Origin of the sequence: Providencia sp. PROV129 (assembly GCF_028482245.1) — a bacterium.
Classification (GTDB): Bacteria; Pseudomonadota; Gammaproteobacteria; order Enterobacterales; family Enterobacteriaceae; genus Providencia; species Providencia vermicola.
On sequence record NZ_JAMPQD010000019.1, the window covers coordinates 13,664 to 34,573 of the forward strand.

The 20,910-nt window shown below is 42.4% G+C and carries 25 protein-coding genes; 15 read left to right on the plus strand and 10 right to left on the minus strand.

Going from position 1 to position 20,910, the window contains the following annotated elements; genetic code table 11:
- Positions 1–56: 56 nt before the first annotated feature.
- Positions 57–1,181, minus strand: a complete 1,125-nt coding sequence (gene zapE, locus PSF27_RS14250) for a cell division protein ZapE (protein WP_272681727.1) — start codon at positions 1,179–1,181, stop codon at positions 57–59.
- A gap of 333 nt (positions 1,182–1,514) precedes the next feature.
- On the opposite strand from zapE, the gene zapG reads away from it, so the two are divergent.
- The 3 genes from zapG (at position 1,515) to degS (ending at position 4,868) form a co-directional block, all read left to right on the plus strand.
- Complete coding sequence (zapG, locus tag PSF27_RS14255; RefSeq protein WP_206083563.1) at positions 1,515–1,919, plus strand: Z-ring associated protein ZapG; 405 nt, start codon at positions 1,515–1,517, stop codon at positions 1,917–1,919.
- Between the two features lie 374 nt (positions 1,920–2,293).
- Complete coding sequence (locus PSF27_RS14260) at positions 2,294–3,688, plus strand: Do family serine endopeptidase (protein WP_206083562.1); 1,395 nt, start codon at positions 2,294–2,296, stop codon at positions 3,686–3,688.
- A gap of 115 nt (positions 3,689–3,803) precedes the next feature.
- Positions 3,804–4,868 carry an outer membrane-stress sensor serine endopeptidase DegS gene (gene degS / locus PSF27_RS14265; RefSeq protein WP_272681728.1) on the plus strand — a complete coding sequence of 355 codons (1,065 nt, stop codon included), beginning with the start codon at positions 3,804–3,806 and terminating at the stop codon, positions 4,866–4,868.
- A gap of 83 nt (positions 4,869–4,951) precedes the next feature.
- On the opposite strand, the gene murA is transcribed toward degS, so the two are convergent.
- From murA to mlaF, 7 genes are all read right to left on the minus strand, one after another.
- Complete coding sequence (murA, locus tag PSF27_RS14270; protein WP_206083560.1) at positions 4,952–6,214, minus strand: UDP-N-acetylglucosamine 1-carboxyvinyltransferase; 1,263 nt, start codon at positions 6,212–6,214, stop codon at positions 4,952–4,954.
- 52 nt (positions 6,215–6,266) lie between these two features.
- Positions 6,267–6,521, minus strand: a complete 255-nt coding sequence (ibaG, locus tag PSF27_RS14275; RefSeq protein WP_206083559.1) for a BolA family protein — start codon at positions 6,519–6,521, stop codon at positions 6,267–6,269.
- 215 nt (positions 6,522–6,736) lie between these two features.
- A complete protein-coding gene (mlaB, locus tag PSF27_RS14280) occupies positions 6,737–7,027 on the minus strand; it encodes a lipid asymmetry maintenance protein MlaB (RefSeq protein WP_206083558.1) in 291 nt (96 codons plus the stop codon).
- Between the two features lies 1 nt (position 7,028).
- Complete coding sequence (mlaC, locus tag PSF27_RS14285; RefSeq protein ID WP_272539230.1) at positions 7,029–7,658, minus strand: phospholipid-binding protein MlaC; 630 nt, start codon at positions 7,656–7,658, stop codon at positions 7,029–7,031.
- Between the two features lie 36 nt (positions 7,659–7,694).
- The gene (gene mlaD / locus PSF27_RS14290) at positions 7,695–8,192 is read right to left on the minus strand and encodes an outer membrane lipid asymmetry maintenance protein MlaD (RefSeq protein ID WP_206083556.1); all 498 of its coding nucleotides are present in this window, start codon (positions 8,190–8,192) and stop codon (positions 7,695–7,697) included.
- A 3-nt stretch (positions 8,193–8,195) separates the two neighbouring features.
- A complete protein-coding gene (mlaE, locus tag PSF27_RS14295; protein ID WP_047756206.1) occupies positions 8,196–8,978 on the minus strand; it encodes a lipid asymmetry maintenance ABC transporter permease subunit MlaE in 783 nt (260 codons plus the stop codon).
- 6 nt (positions 8,979–8,984) lie between these two features.
- Positions 8,985–9,788 (minus strand): phospholipid ABC transporter ATP-binding protein MlaF, encoded by an 804-nt coding sequence (gene mlaF, locus PSF27_RS14300; RefSeq protein ID WP_206083555.1) that lies wholly within the window; start codon positions 9,786–9,788, stop codon positions 8,985–8,987.
- 468 nt (positions 9,789–10,256) lie between these two features.
- Here mlaF and kdsD point away from each other — a divergent pair, with 468 nt between their 5' ends.
- The 11 genes from kdsD (at position 10,257) to rnk (ending at position 17,895) form a co-directional block, all read left to right on the plus strand.
- Entirely contained in the window at positions 10,257–11,225 is a 969-nt protein-coding gene (kdsD, locus tag PSF27_RS14305; RefSeq protein WP_206083554.1) for an arabinose-5-phosphate isomerase KdsD, read from the plus strand.
- A gap of 14 nt (positions 11,226–11,239) precedes the next feature.
- Positions 11,240–11,800: a 3-deoxy-manno-octulosonate-8-phosphatase KdsC gene (gene kdsC, locus PSF27_RS14310; RefSeq protein WP_206083553.1), complete on the plus strand. Its 561-nt coding sequence runs from the start codon at positions 11,240–11,242 to the stop codon at positions 11,798–11,800.
- A gap of 16 nt (positions 11,801–11,816) precedes the next feature.
- A complete protein-coding gene (lptC, locus tag PSF27_RS14315; protein WP_206083552.1) occupies positions 11,817–12,410 on the plus strand; it encodes an LPS export ABC transporter periplasmic protein LptC in 594 nt (197 codons plus the stop codon).
- Positions 12,394–12,957, plus strand: coding sequence for a lipopolysaccharide ABC transporter substrate-binding protein LptA (gene lptA / locus PSF27_RS14320; RefSeq protein WP_206083551.1), 564 nt, complete (start codon positions 12,394–12,396; stop codon positions 12,955–12,957). The genes lptC and lptA overlap by 17 nt, the downstream gene beginning before the upstream one ends.
- 5 nt (positions 12,958–12,962) lie before the next feature.
- Positions 12,963–13,688: an LPS export ABC transporter ATP-binding protein gene (lptB, locus tag PSF27_RS14325; protein ID WP_206083550.1), complete on the plus strand. Its 726-nt coding sequence runs from the start codon at positions 12,963–12,965 to the stop codon at positions 13,686–13,688.
- 43 nt (positions 13,689–13,731) lie between these two features.
- Positions 13,732–15,174, plus strand: coding sequence for an RNA polymerase factor sigma-54 (gene rpoN / locus PSF27_RS14330; RefSeq protein WP_272681729.1), 1,443 nt, complete (start codon positions 13,732–13,734; stop codon positions 15,172–15,174).
- Between the two features lie 22 nt (positions 15,175–15,196).
- Positions 15,197–15,484, plus strand: a complete 288-nt coding sequence (hpf, locus tag PSF27_RS14335) for a ribosome hibernation promoting factor (protein WP_206083548.1) — start codon at positions 15,197–15,199, stop codon at positions 15,482–15,484.
- 93 nt (positions 15,485–15,577) lie between these two features.
- Positions 15,578–16,045 carry a PTS IIA-like nitrogen regulatory protein PtsN gene (gene ptsN, locus PSF27_RS14340; RefSeq protein ID WP_206083547.1) on the plus strand — a complete coding sequence of 156 codons (468 nt, stop codon included), beginning with the start codon at positions 15,578–15,580 and terminating at the stop codon, positions 16,043–16,045.
- 119 nt (positions 16,046–16,164) lie between these two features.
- A complete protein-coding gene (rapZ, locus tag PSF27_RS14345) occupies positions 16,165–17,016 on the plus strand; it encodes an RNase adapter RapZ (protein ID WP_206083546.1) in 852 nt (283 codons plus the stop codon).
- Positions 17,017–17,021: 5 nt separating this feature from the next.
- Positions 17,022–17,294 carry a PTS phosphocarrier protein NPr gene (gene npr / locus PSF27_RS14350; RefSeq protein ID WP_206083545.1) on the plus strand — a complete coding sequence of 91 codons (273 nt, stop codon included), beginning with the start codon at positions 17,022–17,024 and terminating at the stop codon, positions 17,292–17,294.
- Between the two features lie 190 nt (positions 17,295–17,484).
- A complete protein-coding gene (gene rnk, locus PSF27_RS14355) occupies positions 17,485–17,895 on the plus strand; it encodes a nucleoside diphosphate kinase regulator (RefSeq protein WP_225818527.1) in 411 nt (136 codons plus the stop codon).
- Between the two features lie 127 nt (positions 17,896–18,022).
- Here the strand turns inward: rnk and PSF27_RS14360 are convergent, their stop codons facing one another.
- Both PSF27_RS14360 and pmbA read right to left on the minus strand, forming a co-directional pair.
- Positions 18,023–18,490 (minus strand): helix-turn-helix domain-containing protein, encoded by a 468-nt coding sequence (locus tag PSF27_RS14360; protein ID WP_206083543.1) that lies wholly within the window; start codon positions 18,488–18,490, stop codon positions 18,023–18,025.
- A gap of 200 nt (positions 18,491–18,690) precedes the next feature.
- Positions 18,691–20,031: a metalloprotease PmbA gene (gene pmbA, locus PSF27_RS14365; protein ID WP_206083542.1), complete on the minus strand. Its 1,341-nt coding sequence runs from the start codon at positions 20,029–20,031 to the stop codon at positions 18,691–18,693.
- 179 nt (positions 20,032–20,210) lie between these two features.
- Here pmbA and yjgA point away from each other — a divergent pair, with 179 nt between their 5' ends.
- Positions 20,211–20,756 carry a ribosome biogenesis factor YjgA gene (yjgA, locus tag PSF27_RS14370; protein ID WP_206083541.1) on the plus strand — a complete coding sequence of 182 codons (546 nt, stop codon included), beginning with the start codon at positions 20,211–20,213 and terminating at the stop codon, positions 20,754–20,756.
- Positions 20,757–20,910: the final 154 nt, after the last annotated feature.

Below are 20,910 nucleotides of genomic sequence, written 5' to 3' on the forward strand. Positions count from 1 at the left end.
TAATTTAAACGTTTTAGCTTATTTTTGCGCTGAAACTCGCATGCAAGCAAAAAAACTTAAGCCAAATGTGGAATTTTTAAGTATTCTTCGCTTTGCATTTCTTGTAAGCGAGATAAACAGCGTTGGTATTCAAAGGCCAAAAGTTGCCCTTGATATAATGATTCCATCGGGACTTCTGCATTAATCACCAATTTCACTTTACGCTCATAAAACTCATCCACCAGCGCAAGAAAACGCCGTGCAGGATTTTCATCTCTCGACCCCATCGAAGGGACATCGTACAATAAAACCGTGTGGTAACAGTTTGATAAGTAAATATAGTCATTTTGACTACGCGGCTCTTCACATAGCACTTTAAACTCTACGGCTAAAACGCCTTCCGCTGAGCGAAGCACTTGCATTTTCCGATGATTGACCTCTAAAACTGGGTTTAACTTACCTTCCTTACCCGCCAATTTGACAAAAATCTCATCCAAGTGCTGGCGATTTTGTGCATTTATCGGAGATAAAAAGAGGTGAGCTTGCGTCAAAGTCCGTAAGCGGTAGTCAATCCCTGCATCAACATTCATTACATCACAATATTTTTTGATTTGTTCGATAGCAGGTAAAAACCGTGCCCTCTGTAAGCCATTGCGATATAAATTGTCAGGAATGATATTTGACGTGGCAACCAGCGTGATCCCGCGGGCAAACAAACCTTCTAGCAGTGTTCCCAGTATCATCGCGTCAGTAATATCAGAGACAAAAAACTCATCAAAACACAGCACATCAGTTTGCTTTTTAAATTCATCCGCAATGATATCTAGCGGGTTCTCCTGCCCTTGTAAAGCCATCAAATCTTCCTGCACTTTCTTCATAAAACGATGGAAATGCAACCGAAGTTTACGATCACCAGGTAAGCTTTCATAAAACATGTCCATAAGCCATGTTTTACCGCGACCTACCCCGCCCCACATATATAAGCCTTGAACAGGCTCTATTGATTTATTGGCCGCGTTTTTCCCTAATAATCGGCTAAAAAAACCGTTATTCTTTCTATTTGGCACAGCTAAAACAGCTTGAGTCAGTTGCTGATAAATTTTATCTAAACGTTCTACGGCAAGCTTTTGCACGTCATCTGGCTGATAATTGCCATCCGCTAGCGCTTGTTGATAACGCATTGTAGGGGTCATCGGTGACATTAACTGAATAATCCTTAAAAAATTTTCGGTTTTTTTACCGTTATTTGATATACACTGCCTTTATTATAACCAGATTCAGTTACCATTTAACTTTCGGTTAACGAATCACCATAGAGTAAGGAAATTCACCTTAAGATTCTACTCTTAAAAAAGCGGTTAATTGTTTTACAATTACTCGATTCAAGCGCTGTGGGTTTTATCATCACTTAACGGCCAAATTACAATATGTTGAGATGCTTTACTTGACGTCTACATGCAACTTGAATTATTTAAGGTATAGTAACGGTAACGACGCTTAATTTCTGCGAACATTGAAGTAATGAAGGAGTCAGCATGACCTGGGAGTATGCATTAATCGGATTGATTGTTGGTTTTATCATCGGTGCATTAGTTGTCCGCTATGGTAATCCAAAACTTCGCCAACAAAAAACAGCGCAAGCTGAGCTAGACAAAAAAAGTACTGAACTGGAAGAGTACCGTAAAGAATTAGTCAGCCACTTTGCTCGTAGCGCAGAATTATTGGATAAAATGGCGCGTGATTACCGTCAGCTTTACCAACATATGGCACAAAGTTCATCTGAATTAATGCCAGATATGCCAGCACAAGATAACCCGTTTAACTATCGTTTAACGGAATCTGAAGCCGATAACGATCAAGCGCCAGTAAAAATGCCACCAAGAGATTATTCGGATAGCGCATCAGGCTTATTTCGACCTATCGAAGAGAAAGAAAAATAGTTTCTAATTGTATATCACCAGTAAGTCTCACTTGCTGGTGATTTCTTGTTGTATTAACTAAAACCCCCCATTCAACTCGCATCATCTGCTGTGAAATAATCATTTAATAATCTTGAACAATATTTCCATCTAAATTTAATTAGACAATTTATTTAACTACCGTATAGAAGTTAAAGTCTTACTTAAATTACATGTAAATAGATGTAAAAGAGTGGTTAATTGCTATCCGTAAGTGGAACTTTTGCGCATAATCTGTGGTCATAGTCATCAGTAAAATTGAATCTTATACCAACCAAATAGAAACGCATTGTGCTTGCCTAATAAAAGGCTCCACAGTGAATTGAACCTTTATTCTTGAGAGAATTAACTGAATTATGAAAAGAAAAAACTTTTTTCTTACCGCTGTAGCAATGAGTTTAGGCTTATCACTGGCCACTATCCCAACGATAAGTAGCGCGGCGCTACCTGCAACATTACCAGCAACAGCGCAAAGCCAAAACATGCCAAGCCTTGCACCTATGCTTGAAAAAGTTCTGCCTGCGGTGGTGAATATTCATGTGTCAGGAACACGTGTGCAAAATCAACAAATTCCAGAAGAGCTGAAATTCTTCTTTGGCCCAAATGCACCTTCACAACAACAAAGCGTGCGTCCTTTTGAAGGCCTCGGTTCGGGCGTGATTATCGATGCGCAACAAGGCTATATTTTAACTAACAACCATGTCATTGATGGTGCAGATAAAATTCAAATTCAACTCAATGACGGCCGTGAAATCGCTGTAAAGCTGATTGGTAAAGATCCACAAACAGATATTGCATTGCTTAAAATCTCTAACGATAAAGATATCAAAAACTTAACTGCAGTTAATATCGCAGACTCTGATAAGTTACGAGTTGGTGATTTTGCTGTCGCGGTTGGTAACCCATTCGGGTTGGGGCAAACGGCAACGTCAGGTATTATCTCAGCATTAGGCCGTAGTGGCTTAAATCTTGAAGGCTTAGAGAACTTTATTCAAACCGATGCCTCTATCAACCGGGGTAACTCTGGTGGTGCTTTAGTCAACTTAAATGGTGAGCTGATTGGTATCAATACCGCTATTTTAGCGCCAGGTGGTGGTAATATCGGCATTGGTTTTGCTATTCCAAGTAATATGGCAAAAAATCTCAGTGAGCAGCTGATTAAACATGGTGAAGTTAAGCGCGGTATCCTCGGTATTAAAGGGACTGAGATGAATTCTGATATCGCAAAAGCCTTTAATATTGATGCTCAACGTGGTGCATTCGTCAGTGAAGTTCTACCGAAATCCTCTGCTGCGAAAGCGGGTATTAAGTCTGGGGACGTATTAGTCTCTGTTGATGGCAAACGCATCAATAGCTTCGCAGAATTAAGAGCCAAAATCGGCACTAGCCAAATCGGTAAAGAAATTACTATCGGCCTGATCCGCTCGGGTAAACCGATGGACGTGAAAGTCGTCCTTGAAAATGATGAAGGTTCAGCAACAAGAGCTGAAAAATTAACTGAGTCATTATTAGGTGCAACTATTTCTAATGCAACCATTAGCAATACACGTGGTGTTCAAGTCGATAGCGTCGCGCCTAAGTCTCCAGCTGCCGCAATTGGTTTAGTCAAAGGGGACTTAATCTTTGGCGTCAATGACCAACGAGTTGAAACTATTGATCAATTCCGTAAAATTATCGATGGCAAACCACCCGTGTTGGCAATGAAAGTATTACGTGACGGCGAAACCTTATATTTATTAATGCGTAATTAATTGATAAAAATCGGTCTTAAAGTCAATAAAACAGGCTCAGTATCACTCTACTGTGCCTGTTTTTTTATGTTATGCTCAGTACATGTTTAAGAAATAACTGAATCTCCAATATTTTATGGTAAAGAAGCTTACTATTTCTGTCATGCTAGGCCTATTAGCTGCATTGATTATCATCATTGCGGTACCTTCATTGCGTCCGCAAGGTTTAGCTGATTTACTGTATGGCAAAACGGATAATGAGCCTGTTAGTTATAACAAAGCTGTACGCCGTGCAGCCCCTGCCGTGGTTTATGTCTACAGTAGCTCCAAAGGTAGCTTCTCCCAGTCTGGTCGTGAACTTAAATCGTTAGGCTCTGGTGTCATTATGAGCCCGAATGGCTATATAATTACTAACAAGCATGTTGTTGATAACCCAGACCAAATTTTAGTCGCACTGCAAGATGGCGCAATTTTTGATGCATTACTGGTAGGCTCTGATACGCTCACCGATCTTGCGGTATTAAAAATTGATGCCGATAACCTCCCAGTGATCCCAATTAATACTCAACGTGTCACCCATGTGGGGGATGTCGTCTTAGCCATTGGCAATCCGTACAATATTGGTCAAACTGTGACTCAAGGTATTATCAGTGCGACAGGTCGTGTTGGCTTAAGCTCCACTCGTCGGCAAAATTTCTTACAAACAGATGCTTCGATTAACTCAGGTAACTCAGGTGGAGCACTGATTAATACCGAAGGTGAGTTAGTGGGAATTAACACTCTGTCCTTTACCGCGGGGCAAGGCATTACCTCTGAAGGCCTCAGTTTTGCTATCCCAACCGCGCTTGCAACAAAAATTATGGATAAGCTGATCCGTGATGGCCGCGTGATCCGTGGTTATATTGGTATTACTGCACGTGAACTACCGCAAATCAGGTCAAACAACAATAATATCAATCAGATACAAGGACTGCGTATTTTCCAAGTTGCCCCAAATGGCCCAGCCGCTAAGTCGGGTATTATGCAAGGGGATATTATTTTATCTGTTGATGGAAAACCTGCAGTTTCTGCCGCTGAAACGATGGACTTAGTTGCAGAAATTCGCCCTGGCAGTAAAGTGTCGGTGCAAATATTACGCGATGGTGAAATGAAAACGATCGATGTGATTATAGAAGAAAATCCTGAAGGGCAAGCAGGATGATGCTACCAAATGAATTTTAATATAAAAATGCCGTTCAATTCAGTTTGAACGGCATTTTTGTTTCAATTCAATAAACGAGAAAACTAGTCGTCTGAATGAACACGCTGAATATCTGCCCCTAAGCCACGCAGTTTATCTTCAATATGTTCATAACCGCGGTCAATGTGGTAAATACGGTCAACCGTTGTAGTGCCTTCCGCAATACAGCCAGCAATCACTAGACTTGCAGATGCGCGTAAATCTGTTGCCATCACTTGTGCACTAGTTAATTTCTCAACTCCATGACATAGCACTGTATTACTTTCAATTTCTGCATGAGCCCCCATACGGATAAGCTCAGGGATGTGCATAAATCGGTTTTCGAAAATCGTTTCAGTGATAAGCCCTGCACCTTCAGCCACTAGGTTAAGTAAGCTAAATTGTGCTTGCATGTCCGTTGGGAACCCTGGGTGTGGTGCAGTACGAATAGTGACCGCTTTAGGGCGCTTACCTTCCATATCTAGGCTAATCCAGTCATCACCTATTTCAATCGTTGCACCCGCTTCACGCAGTTTTGCTAATACCGCATCTAGGGTGTCTGGACGTGCATTGCGGCAAATGACTTTACCACGAGAAACAGCAGCTGCGATTAAGAATGTGCCTGTTTCAATACGGTCTGGCAGAACTTGGTATGTCCCACCACCTAAACGTTCCACCCCTTCAATCACAATACGGTCAGTTCCTGCACCTGTAATTTTTGCACCAAGAGTGTTTAAGAAGTTGGCAGTATCTTCAATTTCAGGCTCACGCGCAGCATTTTCAATGACGGTAGTGCCTTCAGCTAATGTGGCTGCGGTCATAATTGAAACAGTTGCTCCAACACTGACTTTATCCATCACGATGCATGCCCCTTTCAGGCGGCCATCGACGGTAGCTTTCACATAACCATCTTCCAAAACAATATTTGCACCTAACTGTTCTAAACCAGAAATATGTAGATCAACAGGACGAGCACCAATAGCACAACCACCTGGCAGAGAAACTTCACCATGACCAAAACGTGCCACTAAAGGTGCCAGCGCCCAGATAGAAGCACGCATAGTTTTCACGAGGTCATAAGGCGCGCAGTAAGTGCTTACTGTGCTCGCATCAACAAATACAGAACCATTGCGTTTCACTTTCGTACCAAGCTGGTTCAATAATTTGATGGTGGTGTCGATATCCCTCAAATGAGGAACATTCTGTATTTCTACTGGCTCTTCAGCCAATAGAGCAGCGAACAGGATTGGCAGCGCAGCGTTTTTCGCGCCAGAAATAGTAACCTCACCCGATAAACGGGTTGGTCCTTTAACTAAAAACTTATCCATTCAAGTATTCTCGTATGTCGAATTGTACAGGCTGTTCGCTTAGGCTTTGAAATCAAAGGCCACTAAGTTTACGATCGCGCTCCCATTGCGCAGGGGTGTACGCTTTAATTGATAGAGCATGGATGCGGTTATCCGCAATATATTCCATCAATGGCGCATAAATTGCTTGCTGTTGCTTAACACGGCTCATACCGTCAAACATGTCACCGACAGCGATAACCTGAAAGTGGCTACCATCACCCGTAACAATAGCCTCATCCAGAGACAACTTTTCCATCAATACTTGTTTTATTTCGTTGGTTTCCATAGTGACTCTATTATGATTATTTGTGGTTTTTAATTTTACTCTGGCTAATTCTAGTTGAATGTGCCCAATTAGTCACAACTCGAATTAAAAGAGCATAAACGCCTATCCTAAAGGATTACGCCTAACACTTAAACCAAAGAAAACGCCTCTTACGCACAAATGCACGTAGAGGCGCTTATTTTTACATAACTTGACTAAATTTAAGACTCATCGCCTTAATCTAGAATGATGCTTTTCACCCCATATAACTCAATAAGTGTATTCAAGTTATCACTGGCCCCAATAATATTCAGAGGCTGTTTTTTGGCTTGAAACTCACCTTTTAAGCGAACTAACATAGCCAGCCCCGTTGAATCTACATGGGTTAAGCCAGAAACATCTATTTTCTCAATATGTTCCAGCAGTGGGGACTTTTTGTCCCAAAACGACATCAATGAGTCACGGTCTAATGACCCCGTCAGATACAACGTTGATTGCGTTTTCTCCCATGCCAATACCTGGCTCATATTAGTTTTTCTCTTCTAACGTAATTGGGGCTTTTGCACTGATTTCTAACTGTTTTGTTAAGCCATCAATACCTTGCTTACGTAAAATATCCCCCCACTCATTTTGCTTGGTGGTGATCATGCTTACGCCTTCAGCAATCATGTCATATGCCTGCCAGTAACCTGTTTTACTGTTTTTACGCCATTGGAAGTCTAAGCGTACTGGTGGGCGGCCATTGGTATCAATTATCGTTACGCGAATGGCAACAATGTTTTTATCACCAATAGGTTGTTCTGGTGCAATTTGGTAAGTTTGACCATGGTACATCGCCAATGCTTGGCCATAAACCTGCTCAAGGTAATCTTCAAATGCCGCAAAGTAGGCATCACGTTGTGCCGGTGTTGCGCCTTTATAGTAAGTACCTAAAACGAGTGCACCTGCATATTTAATTTGCACATAAGGCAGTAATTCTTCGCGGACAATCGTTCTTAGATATTCAGGATCTTGTTTGATTTTCGGCTGTTCAGATTTCAACCGAGTAAAAGTTTTTGCTGCCGCCTCATCCATTAATTTATACGGATTAGTTTGGTCTACTGCCATCGCAAATGGCGCAATAGCCAACATGGCAACCATCATTAAACGTTTAAACATAATTCATTCCTTTAACTATTTTGAGGGAGCTTCACATTACTTAGATGCAGGCTCTGCACCTTGGCTATCGCCACTCTTATACAAGAACTGCCCGATTAAATCTTCTAACACCATAGCGGGTTTAGTATCCTCAAGGCGTCCGCCATCTTTCAAAATCGCAATCCCTAACTCCTCATCATCAGGGCCAATATTCATGGCAATATACTGTTCACCCAGTAAACCTGATGTACGAATGGATAAAGAACTTGAATCTGGAATATTGTCGTATTCACTTAATAAGTCGATTTTCACTTCAGGTACATAGTTCTTTTTATCGAGAGTGATACTGGCAACACGGCCGACAACCACACCACCGACTTTGATCGGAGAACCTTCTTTCAAGCCACCAATATTTTCAAAAGACGCTGAAATTTGATAGGTAGATTGGCTACCAATTGATTTCAAATCGGCGACTTTTAAACACAAAAAGATAATTGCGGCAATCGCCAACAACATAAAACAGCCAACCCATATTTCACTTTTTTTACTTTGCATGACTTAGTTCCCAAACATCAGTGCGGTAAGTACGAAATCCAGTCCTAAAACAGACAATGACGCGTGAACAACGGTTCTCGTTGTTGCTTGGCTGATCCCTTCCGAGGTTGGAATTGCATCATAGCCATTAAACAGTGCGATCCACGTCACCGTAAAAGCAAACACTAAACTTTTGATAACACAGTTAACCAGATCTAATCGCCAGTCGATAGAAGATTGCATTGATGCCCAGAAAAAGCCTTCATCAATCCCCTTCCAATCCACACCGACTAATGCGCCACCTAAAATACCGACAGCCACAAAAATCAGTGATAACAAAGGCATACTAATAAAACCCGCCCAAAAGCGTGGCGCAATAACCCGTCTTAATGGGTCAACTGCCATCATTTCTAAGCTCGAAATCTGTTCCGTAGCTTTCATTAAGCCAATTTCGGCGGTCAACGCCGAACCTGCACGCCCTGCAAATAACAAGGCCGTCACAACAGGGCCAAGCTCTCTTAATAAAGAAAGCGCCACCATCATGCCAAGGCTAGCTTCTGCACTGAATGTGGTGAGGACAAGATAACCTTGTAGCCCCAGTACCATGCCAATAAATAAGCCCGATACGGCCACAATCAATAAAGACTGTACGCCCACAGCATACAGTTGCTTCATCAGAAGTGGCCACTGCTTGCCAAATTCAGGTTTCCCCAATAAGGCACGAAACAGCATATATCCAGCTCGACCAAAGGCAGAAAAAATATCAATCCACCGACGTCCGAAGGCTGCTATCGCCTTTATTATCATCTTATTTTACCCTAATAAATCGGCCAGATAATCATTGGCAGGAAAACGGAACGGCACGGGACCATCAGCGATACCATCAAGAAATTGGCGCACTCTAGGGTCTTGATTATCACGCAGCTCTTCACCCGTTCCCTGAGCAATAACATGCTGCTGGGCAACAATATACGCATTATCTGCAATGCTCAATACCTCTGGCACATCGTGAGAAACCACCACACACGTTACGCCAAGCGCTTGATTCAGTTCATCAATTAATTTAACTAAGACCCCCATAGTAATTGGGTCTTGCCCCACAAAGGGTTCATCAAACATGATCAAATCAGGGTCAAGGGCAATGGCACGTGCGAGTGCAGCACGGCGAGCCATCCCACCAGAAAGCTCTGATGGCATCAATTTTGCGGCGCCGCGTAACCCAACCGCCTCTAATTTCATCATCACTGTCGTGTGAATTAAAGACTCTGGCAAGTTTGTGTGTTCTCGCAGCGGAAATGCCACGTTATTGAACACATCCATATCGGTGAACAGCGCTCCTGATTGGAACAGCATGCTCATTTTTTTACGTGATTGATATAACTTGGAACGTGATAGCGACGGAATATTGTCACCATCAAACCAAATTTCCCCCTCACTTGGCCGTAATTGCCCACCAATCAAGCGCAGCAATGTGGTTTTACCAATCCCAGATGGCCCCATTATTGCCGTAATTTTACCACGAGGGACAGTCAGGTTAATATTTTCAAATATTTTCCGATTGCCTCGAGTAAAGGACATGTTCCGTACTTCAATTAAGTTGTCTGTCTGTGATTGCATTATTAAATAACTCGTTATACATCATGCCTGAGTATGCATTTATCCGTTCAGATATTACCGAAAGATAAACTGAAAATCGTCAAATATCACAACAAAGTGGAATTTATAGTATCATAGCGTCAAAAAGGTAACTGTTAATATTGTAGCTGTTTTTTATCTCTAAAAAGCGGCTAACTCCCTATGGAATTTACCTATAGTTAGGTAACTCTTTCATTAATAAAAGCAGATAGCTCTTAGAGTGTTGCAATTTACTAGCATGAGAATACGTGAATTAGCGAATACATTTTTGGTTTAGGGTGCTAATGACAGCGTATTTCATCTACCTTAAACATAAACAAAATAGCGATTAGGTGCAAAACTATCATTAAGAATAGCTTAACAGACAAAATACTTACTGATACTAAGTATTCGTTATACAATTTGATTTCGCTAATCCGATTAACTTAAAAGCTACGCATGGAACTAGAAATGTCAAACTTCGATTTTCAGAAAGTAGGTAAAGAAGTTCTCCATATCGAACACGACGGCTTAAAAAACCTCGAACAATATATTAATCATGATTTTGACTGTGCTTGCCAACTGATTTTCGGCTGCAAAGGCAAAGTTGTCGTTATGGGTATGGGAAAGTCGGGGCATATTGGCAGGAAGATTGCCGCAACATTAGCTAGTACTGGGACACCTTCGTTTTTTGTTCATCCTGGTGAGGCTAGCCATGGCGATCTTGGCATGATCACTAGTAAAGATGTGGTGTTAGCCATTTCAAATTCAGGGGAATCAGGGGAAATTTTAGCGTTACTACCTGTTTTAAAACGTATTAAGGTTCCCTTAATCTGTATGACTAACAACCCTGATAGTAATATGGGGAAATATGCAGATGTGCACCTGTGCATTAAAGTACCACAGGAAGCCTGCCCATTAGGGCTCGCGCCAACGACCAGTACAACCGCAACCTTAGTCATGGGTGATGCCTTAGCTATCGCATTATTGACTGCCCGTGGGTTTACAGCGGATGATTTCGCACTTTCTCACCCAGGCGGCGCACTCGGGCGCAAACTTTTACTCTTAGTTCGTGATTTAATGAATACGGGTGAAGATATCCCCCATATCCCTAAAAGCGCGTCTTTGCGGGAAGCTTTAGTCGAGATAACCCGTAAAAAGCTGGGTATGACGGTTATCTGTGATGACGATATGAATATTGAGGGCATTTTTACAGATGGTGACTTGCGCCGTATCTTTGATATGGGAATTGACCTAAATAACGCGAAAATTGCAGATCTCATGACGCCAGGTGGCATTCGGGTTTCGCCCAATATGCTCGCGGTTGAAGCGCTTAATTTAATGCAATCAAAACACGTGACCTCATTATTAGTCGCACAAGACAACAAATTAGTCGGTGTTTTACACATGCACGATCTGCTCCAAGCAGGTGTTGTATAATATAAGGAAATACCATGAGTTCTCAAAACGTGGATACTTGCTACGGCCCTGTGGCAACATCCGTTATCGAAAAAGCCGCTAAAATTAAGCTGCTAATTTGTGATGTTGACGGTGTGATGTCCGATGGCTTGGTATATATGGGCAATAGTGGTGAAGAGCTCAAAGCTTTTAATGTACGTGATGGCTATGGCATTCGTTGTCTATTAACGTCCAATATTGACGTCGCCATTATTACAGGCAGAAAAGCGAAACTCCTTGAAGATAGAGCAAAAACTTTAGGCATTACACATCTTTACCAAGGCCAAAGCGATAAGCTTTTGGCGTATCGCGAACTGTTGGATACACTACAGCTAGCAGAAGACGAAGTAGCTTATATTGGCGACGACCTTATCGATTGGCCAGTAATGGCTCGAGTTGGGCTATCTGTTGCTGTTGCGGATGCACATCCACTGCTATTACCAAAAGCGAACTACATAACACGCATCGCTGGTGGAAAGGGTGCAGTACGTGAACTTTGTGACCTGATCCTTCTTTCCCAAGGTAAATTGGAAGAAGCAAAAGGCTTATCGATATAACGAATAGATTGAATTCATGAGCAATGCGAAGAAGTGGTTAATCATTATTTTATCCTTAGTTGTGCTGGGGCTTATCGGCTGGAATTTAGCGGGTAATGACACATCAGACTCACAGGAAAAAGTAATCAATGATGGGCAACCTAATTATCAAACTGATGATTCAGTAACTTACGTCTATAACCCAACAGGAAATCTAGCGTATAAACTCGTTTCGGATAAAATTGATAATTATACCGAAGGAAAAATCACGTGGTTTTCGAAACCCGTTTTAACCACTTATAATGAAGCGGGCGTGCCAACATGGACAGTCACTGCCTTTAAAGCAAGGTTAACAAACGATCGAGTGCTTTATCTGTACAGTGATGTTCAAGTCGACAGCTTAACGAAAGAGTCGCAAATTCAACGAATTACAACTGAAAGTGCAGTTGTCAATTTGACAACACAAGACGTTTCATCTGACGATAAAGTGACCATTATTGGACATGGCCTTAATTCTACTGGTCTAAAAATGAAGGGAAATCTTCGTACTAGAACCGCAGAATTAATCGAAGATGTGAAAACTCATTATGTGTTACAACCAGAAGAGCATCAAAATGAATCAAGTAACTAAGAAGCGTTTTATTCAAGGAGCGGTTGCCAGTGCAATTTTGGCTCTTAGCCTCCCAGCGATGGCATTAAAAAGTGACACCCAGCAACCGATGACAATTAACTCGGTTAAGCAATCCCTTGATCTAGAAAAGAACGTCACCACATTTACCGATGACGTCATCATTAAACAAGGTTCAATTGATATTCGAGCCAACAAAGTGGTTGTAACACGTCCAAGCAGCGACTCCGATAAAATCGTCATCGAAGCATTTGGTAACCCTGTGACCTTTTATCAGCTACAAGATGACGGCAAGCCAATTAAAGGCCATGCAAACAAAGCGCGTTATGAAGTTGATAAACAGCTCGTCACGTTAACGGGCGGTGCGTATTTAGAGCAGCTAGACAGCAATATTAAAGGCGACAAAATCACCTATGTTGTGCCAACACAGCAAATGGAAGCCTTTAGTGATAAAGGCAAGCGCGTGACTACTGTGATTTTGCCAGCGCAATTGCAAGAAAAAGGCCCAGCAGCAAACAATTCATCAGCAACTACGGGTAAGAGTAAATAATCGTTATGGCGACACTAACCGCAGAGAATCTGGCTAAATCCTATAAAAAACGCAAGGTTGTTGAAGATGTCAGCCTTGAAGTTAAATCAGGCGAAATTGTTGGCCTGTTAGGGCCAAATGGTGCCGGTAAAACCACCACCTTTTATATGGTTGTGGGCATTGTTCAGCGGGATGCGGGCAAAATTTTAATTGATGGTGAAGATATCAGCTTACTGCCACTGCATGAACGTGCGCGCCGCGGTATTGGCTATCTTCCTCAAGAAGCCTCTATTTTCCGTCGCCTTAGCGTTTATGATAACCTGATGGCGGTATTGGAAATCCGCGAAGATTTAACATCTTCCCAACGTAAAGAACGTGCTGAAGAGTTAATGGAAGAATTTAGCATCACACATCTTCGCGACAGCATGGGGCAATCCCTTTCTGGTGGGGAACGCCGCCGAGTTGAGATTGCAAGGGCCCTCGCCGCTAATCCAAAATTCATCTTATTGGATGAACCCTTTGCGGGTGTCGACCCAATTTCTGTCTTGGATATTAAAAAAATTATCCAACATTTACGTGACTATGGCCTCGGTGTTTTGATTACCGACCATAACGTCCGTGAAACGTTAGATGTGTGTGAAAGAGCCTATATTGTCAGCCAAGGTCACCTGATTGCCCATGGTACACCAACCATGATATTGGAAAATGAACAAGTGAAACGTGTATACTTAGGTGAAGGTTTCCGGTTATAAACCGTATGTCGTATTCTATTGTTAGGGAGAAGAAAACAGTTTCATGAAGCAAAGTTTGCAGCTCAGAGTCAGTCAACAACTTGCGATGACCCCTCAATTACAACAGGCAATCCGTCTGCTGCAACTTTCTACACTTGAGCTTCAACAAGAAATCCAACTTGCGTTGGAAACTAACCCGCTTCTTGAGCAAGAAGAGTTAGGTTCTGAAACTGACTCGATTGATTCCCTTGCCAGCACAGACAGCAGTGAGCTCGATACCAAAGACGCCTTAGAAAACAATGACATGCCTGAAGAACTTCCTCTTGATGCGGATTGGGACGAAATCTACACAGCAGGAACACCTTCAGGTACCAGCAACGATTACAGCTTCGATGAACTCCCTGTTTACCAAGGTGAAACCACTCAGACACTGCAAGATTACCTGATATGGCAATCGGATCTCACGCCGTTTACGGATACTGACCGTGCGATTGCCACCGCAATTATTGACTCCATAGATGACTCTGGCTATCTCACAACAACAATCTCTGATATACATGAAGGGATTGATAATCCAGAAATTAGTTTAGAAGAAGTGATTGCGGTACTTAAACGCATCCAGCACTTTGACCCACTTGGTGTCGCGGCACAAGATTTAAAAGAGTGTTTATTAATTCAGCTTTCGCTCTACCCAAAAGAAACGGAAGGTCTACAAGAAGCAAAGTTAATCATTACCAACCATATTGATTTACTGGCTAACCGTGATTTTAGGCAGCTTGGTAAATTAACGCGTTTAAAGGAAGATGCTTTAAAAACGGCTATCGACTTAATTCTCGCATTAAATCCAAAGCCAGGGCAGTCTATCAATACAGGTGAATCGGAATATGTTATTCCTGATGTTTTAGTGAAAAAGATAGCTGGGCACTGGCAAGTTGAGTTAAATACAGATAGCATTCCTAAACTCAGTATTAACAATCATTATGCTTCGATGGCAAATAGTTCAGCTAGCGATGATGATACACAATATATTCGCAGCCACCTGCAAGATGCAAAATGGTTGATTAAAAGCTTAGAAAGCCGCCATGAAACCTTGTTAAAAGTGGCGACCTGTATTGTCGAACAGCAACAAGAATTCTTTGAGCTGGGAGAGGAACACATGAAACCCATGATACTGGCGGATATTGCCTATCAAGTGGACATGCATGAATCTACCATCTCGCGAGTGACAACTCAAAAGTTTCTCCACAGCCCACGAGGCATTTTTGAGTTGAAGTATTTTTTCTCCAGCCATGTAAGCACGGATACAGGTGGCGAAGCCTCCTCTACCGCAATTCGGGCCTTGGTGAAAAAACTGGTTGCTGCGGAAAACCCCGCAAAACCATTGAGTGACAGTAAATTGACGAGTATGCTGGCAGAGCAAGGTATTCAAGTGGCTCGTCGTACTGTTGCTAAGTATCGTGAATCGTTATCTATTCCGCCCTCAAACCAGCGTAAACAACTGGTTTAATTGATAAAATAAGGAAGGTTGTATGGAATTTCAGATTACTGGACACAATATTGAAGTTACTCCAGCACTGCGTGAAACTGTTGAGAAAAAACTCAGTAAATTAGAGCAACTGTTTGACCGTATTAACAGTATCCAAGTCGTCCTGAAAGTTGAAAAAGTTCAGCAAATTGCTGAAGCAACCGTGCAAGTCAATGGAGCGGAGCTCCATGCATCAGCGGAAGAAAATGACATGTATGCCGCTATCGATTTACTGGTAGACAAACTGTCGCGCCAATTAACCAAACATAAAGAAAAACTGAGACAACATTAATACATTGAGGTGGCTGATTCGTTAGCCAACGAATGTTTCAAACCAGATGGTGGCATACATCATCTGGTTTTGTAGTCCTAAGTGAACAATAAAATGAATAGTGATATAGAAATCCAGTTAAACGATGTTTTATCATCAGCCTGTACACGTAATAATATTGTGTGCACCAGTAAAAAAAGAGCCCTAGAAATTATTAGTGAGCTGGCTGCCGTTGAATTGGAATTACCTGAAAATACGGTATTTGAAGCGTTATTAACCAGAGAAAAAGTCGGTACCACGGGTATTGGTGGCGGGATTGCAATCCCTCATGGCAAGTTAGATGAAAGCGAAAGTTCCCATGCTGTTGGTGTATTTTTGCATTTAGAAGAACCTATTGCCTTTGATGCGATTGATAATCAGCCTGTTGACCTGCTTTTTGCACTACTTGTGCCATCTGATCAATGCAAAACGCACTTACACACGCTCTCACTTATCGCCAAAAAGCTGGCCGATAAAACATTCTGTAAGCGTCTGCGTAGCGCACAAAGTGATGATGAACTATATAGTATTATTACTGAGTAAGTGATAATTTATGTGTCTTGCTATAGATTAATGATATTGCTATGGTTTTTATCATTAAAAACATGCAAAACACAGTTTATTAAGAAATACATCATTAGGAAACGAAAGGGAGTAAGCTCATGGTGCTGATGATTGTCAGCGGCCGTTCCGGTTCGGGGAAATCCGTTGCCTTACGTGCGCTGGAAGATATGGGTTTCTATTGCGTGGATAACCTGCCAGTCGTATTACTGCCAGAGTTAGCCAATTCACTGGCTGATCGTAACATCTCAGCAGCAGTGAGTATAGACGTGCGTAATATGCCCGACAATCCAGAAGTGTTTGAAGAAGCGATTGATAAATTACCCGCTAGCTTCTCTCCACAACTATTGTTTCTGGATGCCGATCGCAACACCCTGATCCGCCGCTACAGCGATACTCGCAGGTTGCACCCACTTTCAAGTAAAAACCTGTCTCTTGAAAGCGCAATTGACGAAGAAAATGAGCTCCTAGAGCCACTTCGTTCACGGGCAGATTTAGTTATCGATACCTCTGAGATGTCTGTGCATGAACTTGCAGAAATGCTAAGAACGCGTTTAATGGGCAAACGTGAGCGTGAGCTGACAATGGTGTTTGAATCTTTCGGCTTCAAACATGGTATCCCTATTGATGCGGACTATGTTTTTGATGTGCGCTTTTTACCAAACCCACACTGGGACCCGAAACTGCGCCCAATGACAGGCCTTGATCGCCCTGTTGCTGCATTCTTGGATAGGCACACTGAAGTTCACAACTTTATCTACCAAACCCGTAGCTATTTAGAGTTATGGCTACCGATGTTAGAAACGAACAACCGTAGCTACTTAACCGTTGCGATTGGCTGTACGGGGGGGAAACACCGTTCTGTCTATGTTGCAGAACAGCTTGCTGACTATTTCCGCTCCCGTGGTAAAAACGTGCAATCGCGCCACAGGACTCTCGAAAAACGCAAGTAGCTGAAATGACTGTAAAAGCCACCATAACGCTAAAAAACCGCCTTGGAATGCATGCAAGACCAGCTATGTTACTTTATGATTTAGTTCAACAATTTAACTCTAAGGTTATTTTGCGGAATAATAGCCAAATTGAGGCAGAGGCGGATAGCGTTATCGCAATGTTGATGTTAGACTCGGAACAAGGCAGTAAAATTGATATTGAAGTGAGTGGTGCAGATGAAAATCAGGCATTATCCGCAATTGTTAACCTATTCGAGAGTGGGTTTGATGAAGAGTAAGCCTATTTCTACCTAACAATAAAAATATCAATATGCGTATTTTTACAAAGGCAGGCTTGGAGATCGTGATCCTGATCTCTTCCCTTTAAAGCGCATAGCGCCTAATATTTTAAACAAATTTATTAATAGCAACACCCCCTACCTTCTGGGTGGGGGGTGTTTGCTTTGTACGTCTCTATTGGAGTGTGGTATGACAAAGCCAACAATTATTATCAATGATTTAGATGCTGAACGCTTAGATGCACTAATGGAACAGCCAGCTTACGCAGGCACCCCTGTTGCTGAAGCGCTCAATGATGAACTTGACCGTGCGGATATTCTTAGCCCACAAGAAATTCCTGCTGACGTGGTCACAATGAACAGTACGGTTCGCTTTTTAGACCTCATTAGTAATGAAGAGCGCACACGTACATTAGTTTACCCTGCCTCACTAAAAGACAGTGCAGAACAGTTATCTGTTATGGCGCCTATCGGTGCTGCACTATTAGGTATGCACGTTGGCGACGAAATTAGTTGGGAGCTGCCAAACGGTGTGCAAACACGCGTTCGTGTTCTTGAAATCGTGTATCAGCCAGAAGCGGCTGGTGAATTTCACCGTTAATTTCGACTTGCTGAATTAAGGATGGCTTAGCGAAAAAAGTTTTCTTGAAAAACTCAGGCAAGTCTTCTGGCATATTCAGGCACTCATTGAGTGCCTTTTTTGTGCATAGTTATCTTGATAGATGATGCTACGGTTTTTTCGTTATACGCAGTAGCCTTTTGTGTTGCCACTGGCGAAAAAATTTATCCAATAAAAAGAGCCTAATCACCTTTATCGCTAATAACCCACCCCAAATAGACATCACCCAAATTGGCCAATCACGCTGCGGAGTATAAAAAGAGTTAACAGTATACAATACGGCACACACAATAATCGCAATGATGATGTTCTTCAGTAATTTTATTTCATCATTAACCCGCTTTTTCGCCTCTTCTATACGGCTGTCCAACTCATAACTTTCGAGTAAAGGCTCAGAGGTTAGCTCAGATACACTCACATTAAAAACGGATGCGAGTGCACTTAGCGTTTCTAAACTTGGCACTTCATTATTTTCAATGCGTTGGATCGTTCTTGTACTTAGGGATGACAATTGAGCAAGTTGCTCTTGCGACCAAGCTCTTGCCAATCTGAGCTGCTTGACTTTGTTTTCCATCATAACCTACCTTAGACCTAGCAATCTTCGTGTATGGCTATACTGTCAACTCAATAGAATTTTGACCACGACGCCTTAGCGACAGAGGGACGACAATAACATGACAGTTTATAAATCAATAAATTAGATAATATTATCACCAAGTAAAAGCGCCTAATAAAAAGTATTAGGCGCTTAAAGTTGTTCGTTAGATGAGGAAAGCCTTACTCCCCTGCAATACTCATTTCTGGGATCAACACAGAGCCGCACTGAATATTACTGCGAGTTTCGATATCATCAGCAATAGTGACCATATTGGCCCACATATCTTTTAGATTACCTGCAATAGTAATTTCACTCACTGGGTATTGGATTTCGCCGTTTTCAACCCAAAAGCCTGATGCACCACGAGAGTAATCCCCTGTAATGCCGCTCACACCTTGCCCCATTAACTCAGTAACGACTAAACCTGTTCCCATTTGTTTGAGCAATGCATCAAAAGAAAGCCCTTGCCCAGCGATACGCCAATTATGAATTCCCCCCGCATGGCCTGTACTCTGTAAGCCCAGCTTTCGAGCTGAATAACTGGTCATTAGCCACGTTTGTAGAACGCCATCTTCCACGATATTACGCTCAGTTGTGCGTACACCTTCGCTATCGAAAGGTGAGGAGGCTAAACCGCCAATTAAATGTGGCTGCTCATTAATGGTTAACCAGCTTGGTAAAATTTGTTTGCCAAGGCTGTCTAATAAAAAGGACGATTTACGGTAAATGCTGCTGCCGCTGATCGCCCCAACAAGGTGACCAAACAACCCTGTCGCCACTTCTGACGCAAAAATGACAGGGGCTTTCATTGTTGGCAGTTTTCTTGGGGATAGACGCGCTAACGTGCGGCGAGCGCATTCTTGACCCACCCACTCAGGGGATTTCAATGCATCCACACTGCGACCAATGGTGTAAGCGTAGTCACGCTCCATATCACCATTATGCTCTGCAATAACGCAGCTCGACATAGAATAACGACTTGAACAATAGCTTTGCAGCATGCCGTGGGAGTTCCCAAACACGCGCACACCGTAGTGGCCGTTAAAGCTACCGCCCTCGGTATTCACAATGCGCGAGTCCGCATTTAGCGCTGACATTTCAGCGATAGACGCTAAGCGGATGGCTTCTTCAGGAGAGAGCGCTGTCGCTTGGAATAATTTAAGATCAGGTGCTTCAAACGCCAGCAATGATTTTTCTGCTGGGCCCGCACAAGGGTCTTCAGAGGTATAATTCGCAATATCGATAGCGGCTTGAACGGTACGCTCGATGGCTTCAGGGCTTAAATCTGTTGAAGATGCGCTACCTTTACGCTGTTGGTGATAAACGGTGATCCCAAGGGCACCATCACTGTTAAATTCAACATTTTCAACTTCGCCTTGACGGGTACTAACGCTTATCCCTGTGCTTTTATTCACTGCCACTTCCGCGGCATCACAACGTGACTTTGCAAATTCTAATGCGTGCGCAACTGCATCTTCGAGTTTTTTACGTTGTTCTGTGACTTGTTCGGTTACACTCATGCATTCAATCCAATAATGTGGGGAAAATGTTTTTCTGCCCTAACATGCAAATGCTAGGTAGTCATAAAGGGGTTTTCCCAGTTACAATAGATAATAGTCAAATGTTAACACTCACAACGCAGTAAATCATATTAATTACGTGTAATTTCACGACTGTGTTTGGAAAAAGGAAAATCGATATGGCCAAACAGCCTGATGACTGGCTGGATGACATCCCAGCGCCGCAAGACGAAGAAGACGAGGAGATCATTTGGGTCAGCAAAAGCGAAATTAAACGCGATGCTGAGATCCTCAAAAAACTGGGGGCTGAACTCGTTGATTTAAGTAAAAGCGAGCTTGAACGTATTCCATTGGACACTCAACTACTTGAGGCCATTGAGCTCGCTCAAAAAATTAAACGTGAAGGTCGCCGTCGACAATTACAGCTTATCGGTAAGTTATTACGTTCACGTGAAGTGGAACCGATTACCGAAGCCCTTGATAAACTGAAAAACCGCCATAACCAGCAAGTCGTTATTCTGCATAAATTGGAAGATTTACGCACCCGTTTGCTGGAAGGGGGTGATGATGTGATTGAAGAAGTGGTGACGCTGTTCCCAACAACGGACAGGCAACAACTGCGCGCCCTTGTGCGTAATGCGAAAAAAGAACGTGAAGGCAACAAACCGCCAAAAGCGTATCGTCAAATATTCCAATATTTGAAAGACCAATCTGAAATCGCCTAATCGTTTTCCCCTACGCCTATTTTGGGCTAGGGGCTGTTTATCTTTGCTGCTGATTTTTACCGCTAAAAAGGTCAAAAAACAATTAAAACAATTAAAACAATTAAAACAATTAAAACAATTAAAACAATGATAAATGTGTCAATCAAGATGACTG

Coding starts and splice junctions, on each gene's coding strand:
- zapE (WP_272681727.1), bottom strand. CDS start 1,181: ATGTCACCGATGACCCCTACAATGCGTTATCAACAAGCGCTAGCGGAT.
- zapG (WP_206083563.1), top strand. CDS start 1,515: ATGACCTGGGAGTATGCATTAATCGGATTGATTGTTGGTTTTATCATC.
- PSF27_RS14260 (WP_206083562.1), top strand. CDS start 2,294: ATGAAAAGAAAAAACTTTTTTCTTACCGCTGTAGCAATGAGTTTAGGC.
- degS (WP_272681728.1), top strand. CDS start 3,804: ATGGTAAAGAAGCTTACTATTTCTGTCATGCTAGGCCTATTAGCTGCA.
- murA (WP_206083560.1), bottom strand. CDS start 6,214: ATGGATAAGTTTTTAGTTAAAGGACCAACCCGTTTATCGGGTGAGGTT.
- ibaG (WP_206083559.1), bottom strand. CDS start 6,521: ATGGAAACCAACGAAATAAAACAAGTATTGATGGAAAAGTTGTCTCTG.
- mlaB (WP_206083558.1), bottom strand. CDS start 7,027: ATGAGCCAGGTATTGGCATGGGAGAAAACGCAATCAACGTTGTATCTG.
- mlaC (WP_272539230.1), bottom strand. CDS start 7,658: ATGTTTAAACGTTTAATGATGGTTGCCATGTTGGCTATTGCGCCATTT.
- mlaD (WP_206083556.1), bottom strand. CDS start 8,192: ATGCAAAGTAAAAAAAGTGAAATATGGGTTGGCTGTTTTATGTTGTTG.
- mlaE (WP_047756206.1), bottom strand. CDS start 8,978: ATGATAATAAAGGCGATAGCAGCCTTCGGACGTCGGTGGATTGATATT.
- mlaF (WP_206083555.1), bottom strand. CDS start 9,788: ATGCAATCACAGACAGACAACTTAATTGAAGTACGGAACATGTCCTTT.
- kdsD (WP_206083554.1), top strand. CDS start 10,257: ATGTCAAACTTCGATTTTCAGAAAGTAGGTAAAGAAGTTCTCCATATC.
- kdsC (WP_206083553.1), top strand. CDS start 11,240: ATGAGTTCTCAAAACGTGGATACTTGCTACGGCCCTGTGGCAACATCC.
- lptC (WP_206083552.1), top strand. CDS start 11,817: ATGAGCAATGCGAAGAAGTGGTTAATCATTATTTTATCCTTAGTTGTG.
- lptA (WP_206083551.1), top strand. CDS start 12,394: ATGAATCAAGTAACTAAGAAGCGTTTTATTCAAGGAGCGGTTGCCAGT.
- lptB (WP_206083550.1), top strand. CDS start 12,963: ATGGCGACACTAACCGCAGAGAATCTGGCTAAATCCTATAAAAAACGC.
- rpoN (WP_272681729.1), top strand. CDS start 13,732: ATGAAGCAAAGTTTGCAGCTCAGAGTCAGTCAACAACTTGCGATGACC.
- hpf (WP_206083548.1), top strand. CDS start 15,197: ATGGAATTTCAGATTACTGGACACAATATTGAAGTTACTCCAGCACTG.
- ptsN (WP_206083547.1), top strand. CDS start 15,578: ATGAATAGTGATATAGAAATCCAGTTAAACGATGTTTTATCATCAGCC.
- rapZ (WP_206083546.1), top strand. CDS start 16,165: ATGGTGCTGATGATTGTCAGCGGCCGTTCCGGTTCGGGGAAATCCGTT.
- npr (WP_206083545.1), top strand. CDS start 17,022: ATGACTGTAAAAGCCACCATAACGCTAAAAAACCGCCTTGGAATGCAT.
- rnk (WP_225818527.1), top strand. CDS start 17,485: ATGACAAAGCCAACAATTATTATCAATGATTTAGATGCTGAACGCTTA.
- PSF27_RS14360 (WP_206083543.1), bottom strand. CDS start 18,490: ATGATGGAAAACAAAGTCAAGCAGCTCAGATTGGCAAGAGCTTGGTCG.
- pmbA (WP_206083542.1), bottom strand. CDS start 20,031: ATGAGTGTAACCGAACAAGTCACAGAACAACGTAAAAAACTCGAAGAT.
- yjgA (WP_206083541.1), top strand. CDS start 20,211: ATGGCCAAACAGCCTGATGACTGGCTGGATGACATCCCAGCGCCGCAA.